Raw genomic sequence first — 18,481 nt, 5'->3', positions numbered from 1 at the left:
GTCAGTGCTTGCCGTCGGGCGCGCGGTGCTTGTACAGCACGTCCTGGTCGACGCGGATCAGGTTCTGCCCCGCATCGACGACGAAATCCACGCCGTTGTACGCGTTGCCCGTCAGCATCAGGATCGCGCTCGCGACGTCGTCGGGGCCCGCGATGCGCGCGAGCGGCGTCGATGCGCGGCTCGCGTGTTCGAAGTCGGCCTGCGTCTGGTCGTCGCTCGGCAGCATCAGCCCGGGGAATACCGCGTTCACGCGCAGCACCGGCGCGGACGACAGCGCGAGCATCTGCGTGAGGTTGCCGAGCGCGGCCTTCGCGACCGTGTAGCTGAAATGGTCGCGGTGAAAGTTTTCCTTGATCTTCTGGTCGACCACATTCACGACCACACCCTGCGTACCGGCCGCGCGGGCCCGTTCGTAGAACGCGCGCGTGAGCAGGATCGGCGCGCGGCAGTTGACGGCCCACGCCTGGTCGAACGCCGCGAGGTCGAAGCTCGGGAAATGGTCCTGCCAGAACACCGATGCGTTGTTGACGAGCACGTCGAGGCGTCCGAAGCGCGCATAGACCTGGTCGATCAGCGCGGCGATCTGCGCGGCATCCGACAGGTCGGCCTGCAGCGCGACCGAATCGTGTCCGCCCTCGGCGATTGCGCGGGCTGTTGCCTGCGCCGCATCGGCCGAACGGTCGTAATGCACCGCGGTGCGATAGCCGTGCGCGGCGAAATACTCGGCGAACGCGCGCCCGGCCCGGCGCGCGGCGCCGGTCACGAGCACGACGGGCGCGTGCGCCGTTTGCTTCGTCTGCTCCATTACGTATTCGTCAGGTTGACTGAAGAAGGATTGGAGACGATCGACAGGAATTCACGCCGCGTCGACGGATCGGTGCGGAACGTGCCGAGCATGCGCGACGTGACCATCTCGACGCCCGGCTTGTGCACGCCGCGCGTCGAGATGCACTGGTGCGCGGCTTCGAGGATCACGCCGACGCCCTTCGGCTGCAGCACGTCGAACAGCGTGTCGGCGATCTGCACGGTCATCTTTTCCTGGATCTGCAGGCGCTTCGCGAACGCGTCGACGAGGCGCGCAAGCTTCGAGATACCGACCACGCGATGATTCGGCAGATACGCGACGTGCGCGCGACCGATGATCGGCACCATGTGGTGCTCGCAGTAGCTCTCGAAGCGGATGTCCTTCAGCACGATCATTTCGTCGTAGCCGTCGACTTCGCTGAACGTGCGCGCGAGGATGTCGCGCGGCTCCAGCGCGTAGCCGGCGAAGAACTGCTCATAGGCGCGCACGACGCGTGCGGGCGTGTCGATCAGGCCTTCGCGCGCGGGATCGTCGCCGGCCCAGCGCAACAGCACGCGAACTGCGTCTTCTGCTTCTTCACGGCTCGGGCGGGATGCGGCCGGCTCGGGCCGTGCGGACTTCTTTTTAGCCATCTATCTGCTCCATCGAATGCCGCCGCCGGGGCGGCGCGGAATCCGGGCATTGTTTCATGCTTTCGCGGGGCGCGTGCGAGGGCTGGCACTCACTTCGGCCATTCGTCCTGCTCGTCGTTGAACAGCGACGCGACCACGCCGCGCAGCCACGCGGTGCGCGGATCGTTGTGGTACTTGCGATGCCAGTGCTGCTTCAGGTCGAAGCGCGGCAGCGCGAGCGGCGGCTCGACGGGCACGATGAACGCATGCTCGGCCGCATATGCATAGCCGATCGCATGCGGCACCGTCGCGATCAGGTCGGTGCGGCTCAGGATGAACGGCAGGCTCATGAAGTGCGGCGTCTCGAGCACCGCGCGGCGCTGCATGCGCTGCTTCGCGAGATATTTCTCGAGCACCTCCTGGCTGCGGCCTTCGGCGCGCACCACCGCGTGCCCGCACCCGAGGAACTGCTCGACCGTGAACGGCGGCGCCTGTTCGAACGGATGGCCGCGCCGCATCAGGCACACGAACCGGTGCGTGAACAACCGCTGCTGGAAGAAGTTGTTGCCGTCGAGATCGGGGAAGTAGCCGACCGCGAGATCGATCGACCCGGCTTCGAGGCCGCGACCGACTTCGTCGTGTGCGAGCGAGACCGAGCGCAGGTTCGCGTGCGGCGCGCGCGTCGCGAACGCCTGCAGCAGCTTCGGCAGGAACACGATCTCGCCAACGTCCGACAGCGCGATCGAGAACGTATGCGTGCTCGCGGCCGGGTCGAAGTCGTGCGTCGCGACGAGCCCGCGCTCGATCTGCGCGAGCGCGTCGCGGGCGGCCGGCAGCAACGCGAGCGCGCGCGGCGTCGGTTCCATTCCGCGCGACGTGCGCACGAACAGCGGATCGCCGAAGTACTCGCGCAGGCGGCCGAGCGCCGTGCTCACGCGCGGCTGGCTGACGCCGAGCAGGTCGCCCGCGCGGCTCACGTTGCGCGTGTCGTCGAGCGCGACGAGGTAGGGAATGAGGTTCAGATCGAGCGCATCCATCGCCAGGTCAGTATCTTAAAAACGTATACAACATATCTCCTGAATCGCGTTGCCGCATAGTCGGGAAAGCGCTCAAATGTGTTCGACGATTCGAACCAATTAGCTTTGCATGGGACCGGAGTAAGTGCTGAAGCACTAACTCCGGTCGACCGCACAAGGCATGGGACCGGAGTAAGCGCTGAAGCGCTAACTCCGGTCGACACAGGAGACAAACAATGCGCACCCAAGTCGCCATCATCGGCGCCGGCCCGTCCGGCCTTTTGCTTTCCCATCTGCTGCGCCTGCAAGGCGTCGATTCCATCCTCGTCGAAGCGCGTTCGCGCGAATACTGCGAGAACCGCATCCGCGCCGGCGTGCTTGAACAGGGCACGGTCGACACGCTGAACGAAGCCGGCCTCGGCGACCGGATGCGCCGCGAAGGGCTCGAACACCACGGCATCGAGCTGCTGTTCTCGGGCCAGCGCCATCGCATCGACCTGTCCGCGCTCACCGGCGGGCGCGCGATCACCGTCTACAGCCAGCACGAAGTGGTGCGCGACCTGATCGCGGCCGGCGTCGAGCATGGCCATGCGATGCACTTCGAGGTGAGCGACGTCGCGTTGCACGACGTCGAAGGCGAGCACCCGTTCGTCACGTTCAAGCACGCCGACGGCCGCGAAGACCGCATCGACTGCGACTACATCGCCGGCTGCGACGGCTTCCACGGCATCGCGCGCCAGACGATTCCGGCCGAGCGGCTGAACACGTTCGAGCGCGTTTATCCGTTCGCGTGGCTCGGCATCCTCGCCGACGCGGCGCCGTCGCTCGACGAGCTCGTCTACGCGCATCACGACAACGGTTTCGCGCTGTTCTCGATGCGCTCGCCGACGGTCACGCGCCTGTACCTGCAGTGCAAGCCCGACGAAGACCTCACCGAATGGTCCGACACGCGGATCTGGGACGAATTGCACACGCGCTTCTCGAACGACACGGGCTGGACGCCGACCGAGGGCCGGATCACGCAGAAAAGCGTGACGCCGATGCGCAGCTTCGTGTCCGAGACGATGCAGCACGGGCGCCTGTTCCTCGCCGGCGACGCCGCGCACATCGTGCCGCCGACCGGCGCGAAGGGGATGAACCTCGCGGTGGCCGACGTCCGCGCGCTGTCCCGCGCGCTCGGTGCGCGCTACCGCACCGGCGACGCGACGCTGCTCGACACGTATTCGGCGACCTGCCTCGAGCGCGTGTGGCGCGCCGAGCACTTCTCGTACTTCATGACGAACATGCTGCATTCGTCGCCGGAAGACTCGCCGTTCGTCAATCGCCTGAAGTTTGCGGAACTGAAATACGTGACGCGCTCGCGGGCCGCCGCGCAGGCACTCGCCGAAAACTACGTCGGGCTGCCGTTCGACGATGCGACGGCCCCCGAGGCAACCCGCCTTGACAACGCGCTGTGCGCGACTCTATGATCGGCCCATCGTTCGCTAATCGAATCTAGGTTCGAATAGCGAACAAAACCGGAGTCGATATCGGCCCCGGCGCGGCACGCGGCACGCGCGTGTCCCCTCGACAGGCCGCGCATCGAGCCGCGGGTTCGTATCAGGAAGAGACATGGTCAACAAGATTTTCGAATCGCTTCAGTCGGCGGTGGCCGACATCCACGACGGCGCGACAATCATGATCGGCGGCTTCGGCACGGCAGGCATGCCGTCCGAGCTGATCGACGCGCTGATCGAACAGGGCGCGCGCGACCTGACGATCGTCAACAACAACGCGGGCAACGGCGAGACGGGCCTCGCGGCGCTGCTGAAGGCGAAGCAGGTGCGCAAGATCATCTGCTCGTTCCCGCGCCAGAGCGATTCGCAGATATTCGACGGGCTGTACCGCGCCGGCGAGATCGAGCTGGAGCTCGTGCCGCAGGGCAACCTCGCGGAGCGCATCCGCGCGGCGGGCGCCGGCATCGGCGGCTTCTTCACGCCGACCGGCTACGGCACCAAGCTCGCGGAAGGCAAGGAAACGCGCGTGATCGACGGCAAGCCGTATGTGTTCGAGACGCCGATCCATGCCGATTTCGCGCTCGTGAAGGCGTACAAGGGCGATCGCTGGGGCAATCTCGTGTATCGCAAGACCGCGCGCAACTTCGGGCCGATCATGGCCAGCGCCGCGAAGGTCGCGATCGTGCAGGTGTCGGAAGTCGTGCCGCTCGGCGCGCTGAACCCGGAACACGTCGTGACGCCGGGCATTTTCGTCCAGCGCATCGTCGAAGTGCCGCAAGCCGCGCATGCGGCCGAGCTGGCCGCCGAACGCGCATCGCAAGCCGCCTGAACTTTGTATGGGATCGGAGTAAGCGCTGAAGCGCCAACTCCGGTCGACCGGAGACCCGACATGAAACGACTGACCCGCGATGAAATGGCCAAGCGCGTCGCCCAGGACATCCCCGAAGGCGCGTATGTGAACCTCGGTATCGGCGTGCCGACGCTGGTGGCGAACCACCTCGACCCGAGCAAGGAAATCTTCCTGCACAGCGAGAACGGGCTGCTCGGCATGGGCCCCGCGCCCGCGCCCGGCGAGGAAGACGACGAACTGATCAACGCCGGCAAGCAGCACGTGACGCTGCTCACCGGCGGCGCGTATTTCCACCATTCGGATTCGTTCGCGATGATGCGCGGCGGCCACCTCGACTACTGCGTGCTCGGCGCGTTCCAGGTATCCGCGACCGGCGACCTCGCGAACTGGCATACGGGTGCGCCCGATGCGATTCCGGCGGTCGGCGGAGCGATGGATCTCGCGATCGGCGCGAAGCAGGTGTTCGTGATGATGGAGCATCTGACGAAGCAGGGCGAAAGCAAGATCGTCGCGCAGTGCTCGTATCCGGTCACCGGCGTGCAGTGCGTGAGCCGCATCTATACGGATCTCGCCGTGCTCGACGTGACGGCCGACGGCCTCGCGGTGAGCGAGATCTTCACCGACCTGTCGTTCGACGAACTGCAGAAGCTGACCGGCGTGCCGCTGATCGACGCGACGCAAAAGGCCGCTGCCTGAACCGCGAGCGTGCCGGCGCGTGCGCTTGCGCGCATGCCGGCACGCTTGGGTGGACAATAGGCGCACGCCGTTTCCCCAATCTGATGCCATGCTCGAAGACAGCGCCCGCCTGACCTCCCTCATCTGCGGCACCGAGCCGCTCAACCGGATCTGGTCGCCCCGCGCGACGATTCAGCGGATGCTCGACGTCGAGGCCGCGCTCGCGCGTGCGCTCGCCGCGCAGCAGGTGATTCCCGCCGCCGCGGTTGCGCCGATCGAACGCGCGTGCGATGCCGGCCGGCTCGACGCCGACGCGCTCGCGCACGGTGCGGCGCTCGGCGGCAATCTCGCGATTCCGCTCGTCAAGCAGCTCACCGCGCAGGTAAAGGCCGACGATCCAGAAGCAGCGAAGTTCGTGCACTGGGGCGCGACGAGCCAGGACATCATCGATACCGCCAGCGTGCTGCAGTTGCGCGACACGCTCGACGTGCTCGAGCCGATGCTCGACGAAGCGTGCGCGTCGCTCGCGGCGCTTGCGCGCACGCACCGCGCGACGCCGATGATCGGCCGCACGTGGCTGCAGCAGGCACTACCAATCACGCTCGGCCTGAAATTCGCGCAATGGCTCGACGCGCTGCTGCGCCATCGCGCACGCTTCGCCGAATTGCGCGAGCGTGCGCTCGTGCTGCAGTTCGGCGGCGCGGCCGGCACGCTCGCGAGCCTGCGCGAGCACGCGGCCGGCGTCACGGCCGCGTTGGCGGCTGACCTGAAGCTCACGGCGCCGGCCGTGCCGTGGCACACGCAGCGCGACCGTATCGCGGAAGCCGCGTCCTGCTTCGGAATGCTGACCGGTACGCTCGGCAAGATCGCACGCGACGTGTCGCTGCAGATGCAGACCGAAGTCGGCGAGCTCGGCGAGCCCGTTGCCGCCGGCAAGGGCGGCTCGTCGACGATGCCGCACAAGCGCAACCCGGTCGGCTGCGCAGCCGTGCTGACGGCTGCCGTACGTGCGCCGAACCTGGTCGCGACGGTGTTCGCGGGGATGGTGCAGGAGCACGAGCGCGCGCTCGGCGGCTGGCAGGCCGAATGGGATGCGTTGCCCGATCTCGCGCGCCTGACCGGCGGCGCGCTGGCGCAGATCGCGCAGATCGTCGCGGGCCTCGACGTGAACACCGAACGCCTGGCCGCGAACCTCGACCTGACGCGCGGGCTGATTCTCGGCGAGGCGGTGATGCTCGCGCTCGGCGACAAGATCGGCCGGCTCGACGCGCATCACGTCGTCGAACATGCGTCGAAGGAAGCCGTCCGCACGGGCGCGACACTGTTCGACGTGCTCGCCGCCGATGCGACCGTGTCGGCGCACCTGTCGCGCGACGCGCTCGCGCGGCTGCTGGATCCCGCTCATTACGTCGGCGAGGCGCAGGCCTACGTCGACGCCGTGCTCGCGCTGCACGCGGGCGCGCAATCACCAGGAGAACATTGATGCCTTTCGCCACTGTCAACGGCGTGAAACTGCATTACCGGATCGACCGTGCCGCGCGCGACGACGCGCCGTGGCTCGTCTTCTCGAACTCGCTCGGCGCCGACCTGCAGATGTGGGCACCGCAGATCCGTCCGCTCACGCAGCACTTCAACATCCTGCGCTACGACACGCGCGGTCACGGCCATTCCGACGCGCCGGCCGGTTCGTACACGATCGAGCAGCTCGCCGGCGACGTGATCGGCCTGCTCGACCACGTCGGCATCGCCCGCGCCCACTTCTGCGGGATCTCGATGGGCGGCCTGACGGGTGCGGCGCTGGCGGCACGCTTCCCGTCGCGCATCGTGCGCGCGGTGCTGTCGAACACCGCCGCGAAGATCGGTTCGCCGGAAGTGTGGGCGCCGCGTGCGCAGAAGGCGCGTGCCGAGGGGATGGCCGCGCTCGCCGACGCCGTGCTGCCGCGCTGGTTCACGGACGCGTTCGTCGAACGCGAGCCGCGCCTGTTCGATGCGATCCGCGACACCTTCGTGCATACCGACAAGGATGGCTATGCAGCGAACTGCGACGCGCTGAACGCGGCCGACCTGCGCGAAGAGGTGAAAGGCATCGCGCTGCAGGTGCTCGTCGTGACCGGTGCGAAGGACATGTCGACGCCGCCCGACCAGGGCCGCGCGCTGGCCGCCGCGATTCCGGGTGCGCAGCACGTCGAATTCGACGCCGCGCATATTTCGAACATCGAGTGCACCGACGGCTTCAACCGCGCGCTGCTCGATTTCCTGACCGCGTGAGGCACCGGCGATGGATGACCAGGAACGTTACGAAGCAGGGATGAAGGTGCGTCGCGCGGTGCTCGGCGACGCGCACGTCGACCGCTCGATCGAGAACCGCACCGAGGTGACCGACGAATTCCAGAACCTGATCACGCGCTATGCATGGGGCGAGATCTGGACGCGCGACGGCTTGCCGCGCCATACGCGCAGCCTGCTGACCATCGCGATGATGGTGGCGCTGAACCGTGGCGAGGAACTGGCGCTGCACCTCCGTGCCGCGCGCAACAACGGCGTGACGCGCGACGAGATCAAGGAAGTGCTGCTGCAGACCGCGATCTACTGCGGCGTGCCGGCTGCGAATTCCGCGTTCCATTTGGCAGACAAGATCTTCAAGGAACAAGACGGGGCCGCCGGTTAAGCGCCGGGCGTAGTCCGAGCTTGCTTCGAGGCCCGCTGATGGTGGGCGGCCCCCGATGATGAATGAACGCGCCGGCAGAGCATCGGCGCGCGGCGCACCGGATGGCCGGTGCGCGAACAAAGGCAAGACGCGGTTCCGAGGCCGCGTCGCTTATAAACAAATGAGCTTTGCATGGGATCCAGGCAAGCGCTAAAGCGCTAACCTGGATCGACCGCGAAGCATGGGATCCAGGTAGGCGCTAAAGCACTAACCTGGATCGACATAGGAGACTAGCGATGAATCGCACACCCGTGGTCGATGTCCAGACCTTCATCAACGAGCAGCCGTTCGGCGGATTTCAATGGCTCGTATTCCTCATGTGTTTCGTGATCGTGCTGCTCGACGGCTTCGATACGGCGGCGATCGGCTTCATCGCGCCGTCGCTGCTCGGCGAATGGAACCTCACCAAACCCGATCTCGCACCGGTGCTGAGCGCCGCGCTGTTCGGCCTCGCGTGCGGCGCGCTCGTGTCGGGCCCGCTGTCCGACAAGCTCGGGCGCCGCTCGCTGCTGATCGGCTCGGTATTCCTGTTCGGCGTTGCATGCCTGATGTCCGCATTCTCGACGACGATCGGGCACCTGACGATCCTGCGTTTCATCACCGGCGTCGGGCTGGGCGCGGCGATGCCGAACGCGGTCACGATGATGGGCGAGTTCTGCCCGGACAAACGCCGTGCGACCGTGATCAACCTGATGTTCTGCGGCTTCCCGCTCGGCGCCGCGTTTGGCGGTTTCCTGGCTGCATGGATGATTCCGCATTTCGGCTGGCGCAGCGTGCTGATCCTCGGTGGCGTGACGCCGCTGCTGCTCGGCGTGCTGTTGCTGCTGAAAATGCCGGAATCGGTGCGCTTCATGGTCGCCAACAATCACGCCGTCGACAAGGTCCGTGCGACGCTCGCGCGCATCTCGCGCGATGCGCTGAACGCCGGCTCGTTCGCGATGACCGAAGCCGCGCCGCAGACCGGCAGCAAGGGCCTCGGCGTCGTGCTGTCGCGCTCGTACATCGTCGGCTCGGTGATGCTGTGGCTCGCGTACTTCATGGGGCTCGTGATCTTCTACGCGTCGATCAACTGGATGCCGATCCTGCTGAAGGATGCCGGCCTGACGCCGAAGAGCGCGACGCTGATCTCCGCGCTGTTCCCGCTCGGCGGCGTCGGCGCCGTGCTGTGCGGCGTGCTGATGGACCGCTTCAACGCGAACCGCGTGATCGCCGTGTGCTATGCGCTGACGGCGGTGAGCGTCTATGCGATCGGGCAGGCGGCCGGCAACGTCGGGCTGCTCGTGCTGGTCGTGTTCGTGGCCGGGGTGCTGATGAACACCGCGCAATCGTCGATGCCGGCGCTCGCCGCCGCGTTCTATCCGACCGAAGGGCGTGGCACGGGTGTCGCGTGGATGCTCGGCGTCGGCCGCTTCGGCGGGATTGCGGGATCGTTCCTCGTCGCCGAGCTGACGCGCCGGCATTTCTCGTTCGCGGGCGTGTTCGCGACGATTGCCGTCGCGGGCTTGCTCGCGTGTGTCGCGCTGCTGGTCAAGCAGATGGCGCGGCCGCATGGCGTGACGCAGCCGGCAGGCAAGATCGAATCGCTCGGGCATTGAGCGAAGCGCGGGCCGGTGCGATGCGCCGGCCCGCGAATACGGCGGCCGGCGGGCCGCCGGCTATTCTTCCGCGTCGTGGTCCTTCACGAAGTTGCGCAGATACGCGCGCAGCGCGGCCTCCCGGCTGCGATGATCGGCGAGGTTCGCGGCGCCCATGTCTTCCTCTTCGCCGAACATCGTCGGCGGCGCGCTGTAGATGCCGATCTCGATGTCTTCGCGCAGCACGCGGATCTCGTGCGTGAGCGGGCGATACTCGGCGATCCAGTGCATCCCCTCGATGTGTTCGCCCGCCCTCAGCAGTGGCTTCATCGACACTCTCCCGGCAGCAGCGGCGCAACCGGCCAAGCGATTGCGCGCGCCCGTAACAAAAGGGTACGCCTGCATCGGGCGAATCTCAACGGGCGCGCGGTGAGTGCTCACTACGCCAGCAGGTGCGCGACCAGCGGATACAGCGACAGGATCAGCAGCACGGCCATCGTCACGTTGAAGATGCGCAGCGCGCGGGGGTTCGACAGGAAGCGGCGCAGGCCGAGCCCGAACGCGGCCCACAGGCTGATGCACGGGAAGCCGATCAGGATGAACACGACGGCCATCCATGCGGCGTTCATCCCGTAGTCGGCGGACAGGCGGACTGTCGTCGCGGCGGTCAGCACCATCATCCATGCCTTCGGGTTGATCCACTGGAACGCGGCGGCTTCGATGAGCGTCATCGGACGCGGCTTGCCGCCGTGCGCCTTCACTTCGCCCGACGTGCCGATGCGCCATGCGAGGTACAGCAGGTACGCGACGCTCGCGGCTTCGAGGATCGTGTACAGCAGCGGCATGCGCCTGAACGCTTCGCCGAGGCCGAAGCCGACGCAGAGCATCAGGATCGCGACGCCGATGCTGATGCCGAACAGGTGCGGCATGGTGCGGCGGAAACCGAAGTTGACGCCGGATGCGAGCAGCATCGTGTTGTTCGGGCCGGGCGTGATCGACGTGACGAGCGCGAACAGCATGCCGGCGGGCAACGCGCTCAGGGTGAGGAATTCCATCGCGGATTCTCCATTCGGTTCGGGACTGGGATGGAGGTCAGTTTAGCGACGGTAGTCTGTACAGTACCGGTACAGTTTGGTTGACGAATACCGGTACGGGGAGAGAAGGGGTGGATGGGGTTGCTGGCTGGTGTTGCTGACTCTCAGAAAAGATGTCAGCAGTCTCGATATGTTGCCTTTGAATAATAATGATTTTCTCGGCGTTGTGTGTTATTGGTGAAATAAAGTAAAAAACTCAATGAAATATGCGACATATTTGATGTATGCGCAATCTATGGTCGCGTTGGGGGTTCTGGCTATATGTCGAATATGGAGTAAGTGAATATTCACTATCGAATGATATATCGATCAGGATGGAAGAGTGCTCCGGCAATCGATATGAGGGAAAGAGCTGCGCTCGCCGAAAGGATGGGCCGTCGGAGATTCTCGATGTTGAGTCGTGTAACAGTTTGCGTGGATTTCGGTGAATTCGATTGATCCGTTCGACGTTGCGATCAGCCGCATCGTGATCGTTGGGTGGTAAGAGCCACTGATCGATCCACCCACTTTGCAAAGTCTGTTCGTGCCAAAGGCACTGATCTACCGTCGGCGCGTTACGCTACAGTGGATGCTCGACTGGCAGCGGCTTAATCTGTTGCGAGATGTATTTACGTCGTCGCGTGATACAAACATATGGAGCTTAACGGGGGAGCAAGGGAATGGACGTTGATGTTGATTTTTATGGGAAGAATGAGATTTACAGGAGCTGGGCCGACAATCGCATTAACTTTGGCCTCGCAACCGAAGCTAATGAGGGGCGTGGATTCAGGCCACCGCAGCGAGCGGCAGTCTTTGCCGTTCTATCGCATCTCGACATGGAACCCACTAAACCAGCAACAGTCGTCATGCCCACTGGAACTGGCAAGACTGATACGATATTCGCTCTTGTCTTAGCTGGGTTGTTCAAGCGAACACTGTTGGTGGTTCCGTCCGACACACTGCGAACGCAGATGAGCGAGAGGCTGCGGTCGCTTCAGACGCTCAGGACCATCGGGGCTGTGTCGGACAGCGTGCAATCACCGGCTGTGCATGTAGCCGAAGGGTCAGACAGGGCCTCGGATACAGCCGCAATTGAGAACGCCAACGTGACGGTTGCAACGCCGGCAACACTGGCAACGCTGGATACGAATACATTAGAAAGCGTTCTGGCGCTATATACCCACATCGTATTCGATGAAGCTCATCACGTAGTGGCTGAAACTTGGGGGCGAATCCGGACCGGTGCCGAAGGTAGGCCCATGCTTTACTTCACTGCTACGCCATTCCGTCTCGATGAACAACGCTTGGGCAGCAAGATCGTGTTCAACTACACCTTGCGGCAGGCCCAGAGAGATGGCTACTTTCAACAAATTGAATTTCACCATGTACGCGAGTACCGCGACGAACTGGCGGATGAGGCCATTGCCGAGAAGGCGCTGGAGCTACTGCAAAAGGACCTTGCGGAGGGGTTCGACCATATCCTGATGGCCCGATGCTCATCGATTGCGAAAGCCAAGACTATTGCAGCCATCTACGAGCGTCTCTCGGAAGGAACCGAACTCAATCCGGTGCTCCTGCATAGTCGAACTGGCTATCGCCGTGAGACGTTGAACACAGTCCTTGAACGTCGGAGTCGGGTCGTAATCTGCGTGAACATGCTGGGGGAAGGTTTCGATCTACCTCAACTGAAACTGGCCGCGATTCACGACCAACATCGTAGCCCTGCGGTGACGCTTCAGTTCATCGGACGGTTGACTCGCGTGTCATCCAAGCTTGGTCCCGCCAAGTTTATTGCGAATATTGCCAACCAAAGAATTGAGGGGGAGATGCAAGGGCTCTACGAGTCAGACGCCGATTGGGGCATGGTCATTCGCGAAGTCAGCGAGAACAAGATCCGCCGGGAGGTTGAGCAGCAGGAATTCGAGGCGAAGTTTGAGGGCAATGACGATGCCGAAAAGATCGTAGCTCTCAATCCTCGGCCACACACTAGTGCTGTCGCTTACCGAGTCGATCGATCCGGGTGGCGACCTGCCAATGTAAGCATGCTTCGCGGTCGAGGCGAGTCACTGGAGCTGGAGTCAGTCAGCGATGATGAGCGCATCGTGATGGCTGTCACAAAGGAGAGCATTCCGGTCGACTGGGCCAAGAGCGCTTCGGTAATGACAACCAGTTGGCAGCTTTATCTTGCATACTACAGGCCGTCGGACAGGACTTTGTTTGCTACTTGCACCGGTGACGAGATTCAACTCGGGCGATTCGTGAAGCTAATCGCACCTTCGGCTTCCCGCGTCCGAGATGAGGCAGTCTTTCGGATTTTAAGTGGTATCGATCTACTGAAGCTGCAGAACGTCGGCCTGATCAGAGGGGGGCGTGAGGTTCGCTTTACTATGCATGTTGGCCATGATGTAAACACGGTCATGGCCGATCTAGAGAATGGAACGTCGGCCAAGTCCAACATCTTCGCCGTAGGGCACTCCGAGGGCGAGCGAACGTCAGCGGGATGTTCAGCCAAAGGAAAGCTGTGGAAGATGGACTCTACTGCAGTGAATGAGTGGATCAGCTGGTGTGACGAGGTAGCCGTCAAGATCAACGATGAGAACATCGATACGACAGACATCCTGAAAAATGTACTTCGCTCCGACAGGATCAAGGATGCTTGGCCACAAGGGCTGTTTTTCGCAGACTGGCCAGATCAAATGTTTATCGACACGGAGACGAAGTGTGTGGTCACTGTGGAGTCGGAGTCTTATGCAATAACGGATCTGGTCTTGGGGCCGCCATCCATCGAGTCGGCCACGACGCTTGCGGTGCCGTTGATCGCCGCACGCGAGAGCGAGTCGGAGCGGGAGCTATTGAAGATCAGGATCCATCTGCGCGGCGATTCTTATTCCTACTCCGCGCCAGGTGCTCGCTTCACGGTCGGCAGTAGAGAGTGCGCGCTTGCGGAGTACCTCGACCGTGATCGACTGAGACTACTGAGTGTCGATGGCTCCATCGTGATCGGCAACTACCGAATCTACTCCCCAACGAGCCTAAATGTTCGATTACCCCAAGAGCTGATGCAGAGTTGGTCATGGGACGGGGTTGATATCAGTCGGGAATCTATGGCAGATCGAAGCGATCTTGCGAGCGTACAGGGCTATACGTTCAGCAAGATCGAAGACGACTACGACATCATTTTCGACGACGATGGCGCTGGCGAGGTCGCGGATCTGGTTGCAGTGCGTGTACGGCAACATTGGATTGAGGTTGACCTCTACCACTGCAAGTATTGCAAGTCTGGGCAAATGCCTGGCGCTCGGGTTGATGACGTATACGTCGTGACCGGCCAAGCCAGCCGGTCAGTGAAGTGGCATACACGAGGGCCAGCGTTGTTCCAGCGTCTGCTGGATCGTTATAGCAAATCCCAAAGCAAGGGGCGAGATCGCATCCTCAAGGGCTCACCCGAGGAAATAGACGTATTGCGAAAGAAGGCGAGGGACATGGAAGTTCGACTGGGTTTCATCGTGGTACAGCCTGCAATTTCTGCAAGGGGCAACCTAGATGAGGTTCTCTCGGTTCTCGGCACAAGCTATCTGTACATCAAAAGCGTCGCCAATGTGAATCTGCTCGTGATCGGCAGCCCCTGAACACTTCAATCGGTTCTTGATGTAGCGGGGCGCTAGCTGGCGCCTCTACTAGCTAAACCTCACTTCTGTACAAGGGGACTAAGAAACCAGGAAACGCTGGTAAGGCAACTAACGTAAGGGGGATACCCGCTCAGAGGTCAAACGCGATCCCCAAGTACGCCGCGGAGTGCTTGCCCGTGCACACGGCTGTGAGCGAGTTGGTGGCGGCCAGACGCAGCGCTATTCGGGGTTCCTGGATGTGCATCACATCCTCGGAGTAGAAAAAGGAGATCGTATTTGGAACTGCGTTGCGTTGTGCCCCAATTGTCATCGAGACGCCCACTATTCCCCTGACAAGCCGGAACTGAACCGTCAGTTGCTTGCGTACGCCGAGCAGTTCCAGTCGCCGTGCAATTACGAATAGGAAAAAACCGGCTCGCCCGGCACCATGAAAGACAGAACCATGAGTATTATGCAACGCCCGCCATCCGGAACTTTCAAGTCATTTCAAGACGAACTGAACTCACGAATTTGTGGAGACTACGGCCGCTGGGTGCTCGTCAAGTTGTATTCAGGACGTTGGGCTCCGGTGTGGTACGCGTGCCTCGATATGGAAGACTATTGCGAATTGATACTTGAGGAGGACGAATTTTTCCATGACGAGCCGCGCTTCGATGGTGACACGGAAAATCCATCGTACCCCATCGCTCGGGAGGCATTGTCCGCCATCATCGAGAGCCTACGAAATGAAGTCGCAGAGTATCCACTTATGGCAGAAGCGTTTGAAGAAGATATTCAGAAAGCTACCCGTGATTTGAAAGGCTGTCTCGAGTCCGTTACGCCTACCGTAGGCGACTGTCGCCCAACCATCTCGATGCGGTACTCGAAAAATGGGGAAGCTAACTACTGCTTGGAAGTGCAAGTCACCGGGTTAGCGTCTGAACAGCACGCCAAGGCTGCTGCCGCTCACATTCAGAGATTGCTCTTCGATGATTCCACTTCTGACGAAGTGAAGGGAAAGTGATGGCGCGAACGTTCAGGGTCATTGGTGTGTAACTGGTCGATCGCAGGATCGAGGAGGTAGCCGAGACGGCTGACGAACTGGCGCGCGAGCGAAGTTTCGAAACGCGAGCAGCTTGCGATCTGATCGAACAGAGGATGCTGAGGGTAGGCAACGAGCCCCCGGCTCGACGTTGTTTTGAAAGCCGTTGACCGAGTTGGCTAGGAGGGGCGGTTGACACTAAAAAACAGGAATCGTTGAGATTATTTGTCGCTCGGTACTACAGGGGCACTCGGACGCACGAGGGCGCGCCCCAAAGACAGCTTTTCTGAGGATTTCTGTGCCCAAGGACATTTTCTTTGAGATGGGTCGCATGCAGTCGTCTCAAAAAAGATGTCCAAGTCCTTGATCTGTCTAGGGGCCCAAAGACACCTTTTCTGAGAGCCCACATTGTGTTCTCTCGGAAAGGATGTCCGCAGTCTCAACATGTTGTCTTTGAATAAAAGGCGACATATCAGTGGCTGCCAGTCCAATTTATGTCATCCCGAGCGGATGCGAGGTCAATCTTTGCACTCGAAGAACTTTTGCGCAATTTTCGATCGATAGCATCGTATCGTTGACGTCTCATTTGACAGTGAGCGCAGCAGTTTCTGCCCCCCGATGCGTGTGCAAGGTTCCGGGGCTGCCTTCACTGCAGGTTGTCGGTGCAGTGGGGTTCGGCGCACGATCCTGGGAGTTCGATCTTTCTCGACACGAGATAGCGCGTACTCGTGGCGGCGCCTACGCTCCGCGAAATCTGCCAAATACTTGGTCAAGAAAGACGGCGACCTCGCCAATCAGAACCGTTGACTCAGGAATCAGGCCACCCATCGTCAGAAAGCCATGTATCTGACCTGGATAGTGCTGATGACGAACCGGGACACCCGCATCGCGAAGTCGGGCGGAATATGCGGCGCCTTCGTCACACAACGGATCATGGCCACAAGTCACGACATACGCTTCCGGCAAGGTGGCAAAAGTGGGAGCCCTGAGCGGTGACGCTTTCCAGTCGAGGCGATCTTCGCCTACCGGCAAATATTGATCTGCGAACCAATCGAGACTTGCTTTTGTCAACGTCGGTCCAAGCGAGAACTGCTCGAGTGACGCTGTATTCGCCGCGAAGTCGGTGGCGGGATAGAGGAGTACTTGCGCGATCGGCTGATGCCCGCCCGCGTCGCGCAACAGGTGTGTGAGAACCGCCGCGAGGTTGCCACCCGCACTGTCACCACCCACGGCGATCTTTGTCGCATCGATGTTCAATGACGACGCGTGTTCAAGAATGTAAGCGTACGCAGCTTGCGCGTCCTCGATTGCCGCCGGAAACGGATGCTCAGGAGCGAGTCGATAATCGACCGCCATCACCGAGATTCGCGCCGTGCTGGCTATCGCTCGGCAGGCGTTGTCATGGGTGTCGAGATCACCGGACACCCAGCCGCCGGAATGGAAGAAGATCAGGCATGGAAGCTGGGATCCGTCGTCCGTTCCCCACCCGCGATAACAGCGGAGCCCGAGTTTTCCGTCCGGGCGCACGACTTCGAGATCCCGAACCGAGGAAACCTGAACCGGCTGCGACGCAAGCGCTTTGCGACTTGTGCGAAATGCAGCGCGCGCCTGCTCGGGGGACCCGGCTTCCGGGCCCGAAGCCCCACTTTCGCGCGCGAGCGCAACAACGCGTGCCGCGCCCGGGTCCAGCGGAACGTGACTCATGCGCTACCTCCCGACCATGCCACCGCCTCGATCTCGACAAGTGCCTCGGGGACAGTCAATCCACATACCACCGTCGATCGCGCCGGTCGATGCGTCCCAAACACGCTCGCGTATGCGGCGTTGAACGCATCGAAATCTGATGCACGGCGAAGCCAGACCGTGGTTTTACCGATGTCCGTCAAGCCAAGGCCCGAAGGTGCGAGCAGCGATGCAATGCGTTGCAGTATGACGCGAGTCTGATGCACCACGTCTCCCTCAATATGCCCTTCAGCATCGAATGCGAGTTGGCCGGAAGTGAAAATTAGTTCTCCCGATCGGACGGAAGGTGAAAGGTGTGGTCGAGTCAATGGAATAGTCCCGATAGTTCAAGCGAAGATCCAGCGGAAGTTGTTCGACTCCCGCTTCACGTAACCTGCTGAATTCGCGCCAAAGTGCGCAGGCAAAACCAGTGCACCGGATTCAGCCGCATATTCGAGCATCCAGTGCCTCGACTTGCGTGCCGCATCCTGGTTCTCGCAGAAGGCGGAGTTCCATTCCGGTCGGTAAATCTGAATCGGGTTGTGGATGACGTCGCCACTAAAAAATGCTTCGCCTCCACCTGACCGGATACTGATCGACATATGGCCGGGAGTGTGCCCAGGAGTGGGGTGAAACCTCACGCCTTCGATCACTTCTGCACCAATGTCGGGAACAACATCGACAAGACCCGCATCGACAATCGGACGCACGCTGTCTTCGTAGACGCCAGGAGAGACGATATTCCTGAAAGTATCTCCGGCAGCCCAGTCATGCTCGCCGCGAGACCAGAGATAACGCGCAGACGGAAACGTCGGAACCCAGACTCCGTTCGAGAGATGGGTGTTCCAGCCAACGTGATCGCTATGAAGATGAGTACAAAATACAAAATCGACGGCATGCGGATCTATGCCGTTAGCCTTCATTCGTTCGAGGTATCCGGTATTAAGGTTGTTGAATGCTTCGATGTGACGTACTCGACCATCTCCGATTCCGGTATCGACGATGAACAACAGATTGGGTGTTCGGACGACCCAGGAGTTCACATAGACGATCGCACTTCTGCGATCAGGCGTTAAAACACCTTCGTGCAGATTTTGGAGTTGTGCTTCAGTCAGATTGTCCTGCCATTCCGGAAACAGAAAGGTCACCGGGAATTCGAATGAAATTTCGGTGATACGTGTGATTTCCATATCACCCACGAGAAATCGGGGTGCTGAAATTGTTGAGATATCGACGCTCATCTGACTCTCATAGTGATGGCTGAACGAATCTACTATACTCAGGCTACGCTAATACATCCAA

The 18,481-nt window shown here is 61.7% G+C and carries 18 protein-coding genes; 10 read left to right on the top strand and 8 right to left on the bottom strand.

All coding sequences use genetic code 11. The features are described 5' to 3' along the window. Position 1: 1 nt before the first annotated feature. The 3 genes from G3N99_RS03440 to G3N99_RS03430 all read right to left on the bottom strand — a co-directional run bounded on the left by G3N99_RS03440 (position 2) and on the right by G3N99_RS03430 (position 2,453). A complete protein-coding gene (locus G3N99_RS03440) occupies positions 2-805 on the bottom strand; it encodes an SDR family oxidoreductase (protein ID WP_206121663.1) in 804 nt (267 codons plus the stop codon). Next, positions 805-1,437 carry a GTP cyclohydrolase I FolE gene (folE, locus tag G3N99_RS03435; protein WP_174940380.1) on the bottom strand — a complete coding sequence of 211 codons (633 nt, stop codon included), beginning with the start codon at positions 1,435-1,437 and terminating at the stop codon, positions 805-807. The genes G3N99_RS03440 and folE overlap by 1 nt, the downstream gene beginning before the upstream one ends. 89 nt (positions 1,438-1,526) lie before the next feature. Then, entirely contained in the window at positions 1,527-2,453 is a 927-nt protein-coding gene (locus G3N99_RS03430) for a LysR family transcriptional regulator (protein ID WP_206121662.1), read from the bottom strand. 215 nt (positions 2,454-2,668) lie between these two features. On the opposite strand from G3N99_RS03430, the gene pobA reads away from it, so the two are divergent. The 7 genes from pobA to G3N99_RS03395 all read left to right on the top strand — a co-directional run bounded on the left by pobA (position 2,669) and on the right by G3N99_RS03395 (position 9,755). Continuing rightward, entirely contained in the window at positions 2,669-3,901 is a 1,233-nt protein-coding gene (pobA, locus tag G3N99_RS03425; RefSeq protein WP_174940378.1) for a 4-hydroxybenzoate 3-monooxygenase, read from the top strand. Between the two features lie 142 nt (positions 3,902-4,043). Further along, a complete protein-coding gene (locus G3N99_RS03420; RefSeq protein ID WP_206121661.1) occupies positions 4,044-4,757 on the top strand; it encodes a 3-oxoacid CoA-transferase subunit A in 714 nt (237 codons plus the stop codon). A gap of 60 nt (positions 4,758-4,817) precedes the next feature. Further along, the gene (locus tag G3N99_RS03415; RefSeq protein WP_124456744.1) at positions 4,818-5,474 is read left to right on the top strand and encodes a CoA transferase subunit B; all 657 of its coding nucleotides are present in this window, start codon (positions 4,818-4,820) and stop codon (positions 5,472-5,474) included. Between the two features lie 88 nt (positions 5,475-5,562). Continuing rightward, complete coding sequence (locus G3N99_RS03410) at positions 5,563-6,936, top strand: 3-carboxy-cis,cis-muconate cycloisomerase (RefSeq protein ID WP_206121660.1); 1,374 nt, start codon at positions 5,563-5,565, stop codon at positions 6,934-6,936. Beyond that, complete coding sequence (gene pcaD, locus G3N99_RS03405) at positions 6,936-7,721, top strand: 3-oxoadipate enol-lactonase (RefSeq protein WP_206121659.1); 786 nt, start codon at positions 6,936-6,938, stop codon at positions 7,719-7,721. Before G3N99_RS03410 ends, pcaD begins: the two co-directional genes overlap by 1 nt. A 10-nt stretch (positions 7,722-7,731) precedes the next feature. Further along, entirely contained in the window at positions 7,732-8,121 is a 390-nt protein-coding gene (gene pcaC, locus G3N99_RS03400; protein WP_011356714.1) for a 4-carboxymuconolactone decarboxylase, read from the top strand. A gap of 275 nt (positions 8,122-8,396) precedes the next feature. Beyond that, positions 8,397-9,755, top strand: a complete 1,359-nt coding sequence (locus G3N99_RS03395; protein WP_174940370.1) for an MFS transporter — start codon at positions 8,397-8,399, stop codon at positions 9,753-9,755. A gap of 60 nt (positions 9,756-9,815) precedes the next feature. Here the strand turns inward: G3N99_RS03395 and G3N99_RS03390 are convergent, their stop codons facing one another. Together G3N99_RS03390 and G3N99_RS03385 are read right to left on the bottom strand one after the other, a co-directional pair. After that, complete coding sequence (locus tag G3N99_RS03390) at positions 9,816-10,064, bottom strand: hypothetical protein (RefSeq protein ID WP_174940368.1); 249 nt, start codon at positions 10,062-10,064, stop codon at positions 9,816-9,818. Positions 10,065-10,174: 110 nt separating this feature from the next. Beyond that, positions 10,175-10,789 (bottom strand): LysE family translocator, encoded by a 615-nt coding sequence (locus G3N99_RS03385; protein WP_174940366.1) that lies wholly within the window; start codon positions 10,787-10,789, stop codon positions 10,175-10,177. Positions 10,790-11,487: 698 nt separating this feature from the next. Between G3N99_RS03385 and G3N99_RS03380 the strand changes: the two genes are divergently transcribed. The 3 genes from G3N99_RS03380 to G3N99_RS03370 all read left to right on the top strand — a co-directional run bounded on the left by G3N99_RS03380 (position 11,488) and on the right by G3N99_RS03370 (position 15,439). Continuing rightward, positions 11,488-14,436 (top strand): DEAD/DEAH box helicase family protein, encoded by a 2,949-nt coding sequence (locus G3N99_RS03380; protein WP_206121658.1) that lies wholly within the window; start codon positions 11,488-11,490, stop codon positions 14,434-14,436. A 166-nt stretch (positions 14,437-14,602) separates the two neighbouring features. Further along, positions 14,603-14,839, top strand: a complete 237-nt coding sequence (locus tag G3N99_RS03375; RefSeq protein ID WP_206121657.1) for an HNH endonuclease signature motif containing protein — start codon at positions 14,603-14,605, stop codon at positions 14,837-14,839. Between the two features lie 24 nt (positions 14,840-14,863). Further along, positions 14,864-15,439, top strand: a complete 576-nt coding sequence (locus G3N99_RS03370; protein WP_206121656.1) for a hypothetical protein — start codon at positions 14,864-14,866, stop codon at positions 15,437-15,439. A 756-nt stretch (positions 15,440-16,195) separates the two neighbouring features. Here G3N99_RS03370 and G3N99_RS03365 read toward each other — a convergent pair. Genes G3N99_RS03365 through G3N99_RS03355 form a run of 3 tightly spaced genes read right to left on the bottom strand, consistent with a single transcriptional unit; the run spans position 16,196 to position 18,420 of the window. Continuing rightward, the gene (locus G3N99_RS03365) at positions 16,196-17,161 is read right to left on the bottom strand and encodes an alpha/beta hydrolase (RefSeq protein ID WP_206121655.1); all 966 of its coding nucleotides are present in this window, start codon (positions 17,159-17,161) and stop codon (positions 16,196-16,198) included. Then, on the bottom strand, positions 17,158-17,508 hold the full coding sequence (locus G3N99_RS03360; RefSeq protein ID WP_206121654.1) for a RidA family protein: 351 nt from the start codon (positions 17,506-17,508) through the stop codon (positions 17,158-17,160). Before G3N99_RS03360 ends, G3N99_RS03365 begins: the two co-directional genes overlap by 4 nt. Before the next feature lie 18 nt (positions 17,509-17,526). Further along, a complete protein-coding gene (locus tag G3N99_RS03355; protein WP_206121653.1) occupies positions 17,527-18,420 on the bottom strand; it encodes an MBL fold metallo-hydrolase in 894 nt (297 codons plus the stop codon). Between the last annotated feature and the right edge of the window lie 61 nt (positions 18,421-18,481).

This window comes from Burkholderia sp. Ac-20392, assembly GCF_017104585.1.
Lineage (GTDB): Bacteria > Pseudomonadota > Gammaproteobacteria > Burkholderiales > Burkholderiaceae > Burkholderia > Burkholderia lata.
The sequence above is the reverse complement of the archived record's forward strand: the minus strand, read 5'-3'. Positions and strand labels throughout refer to the sequence as shown.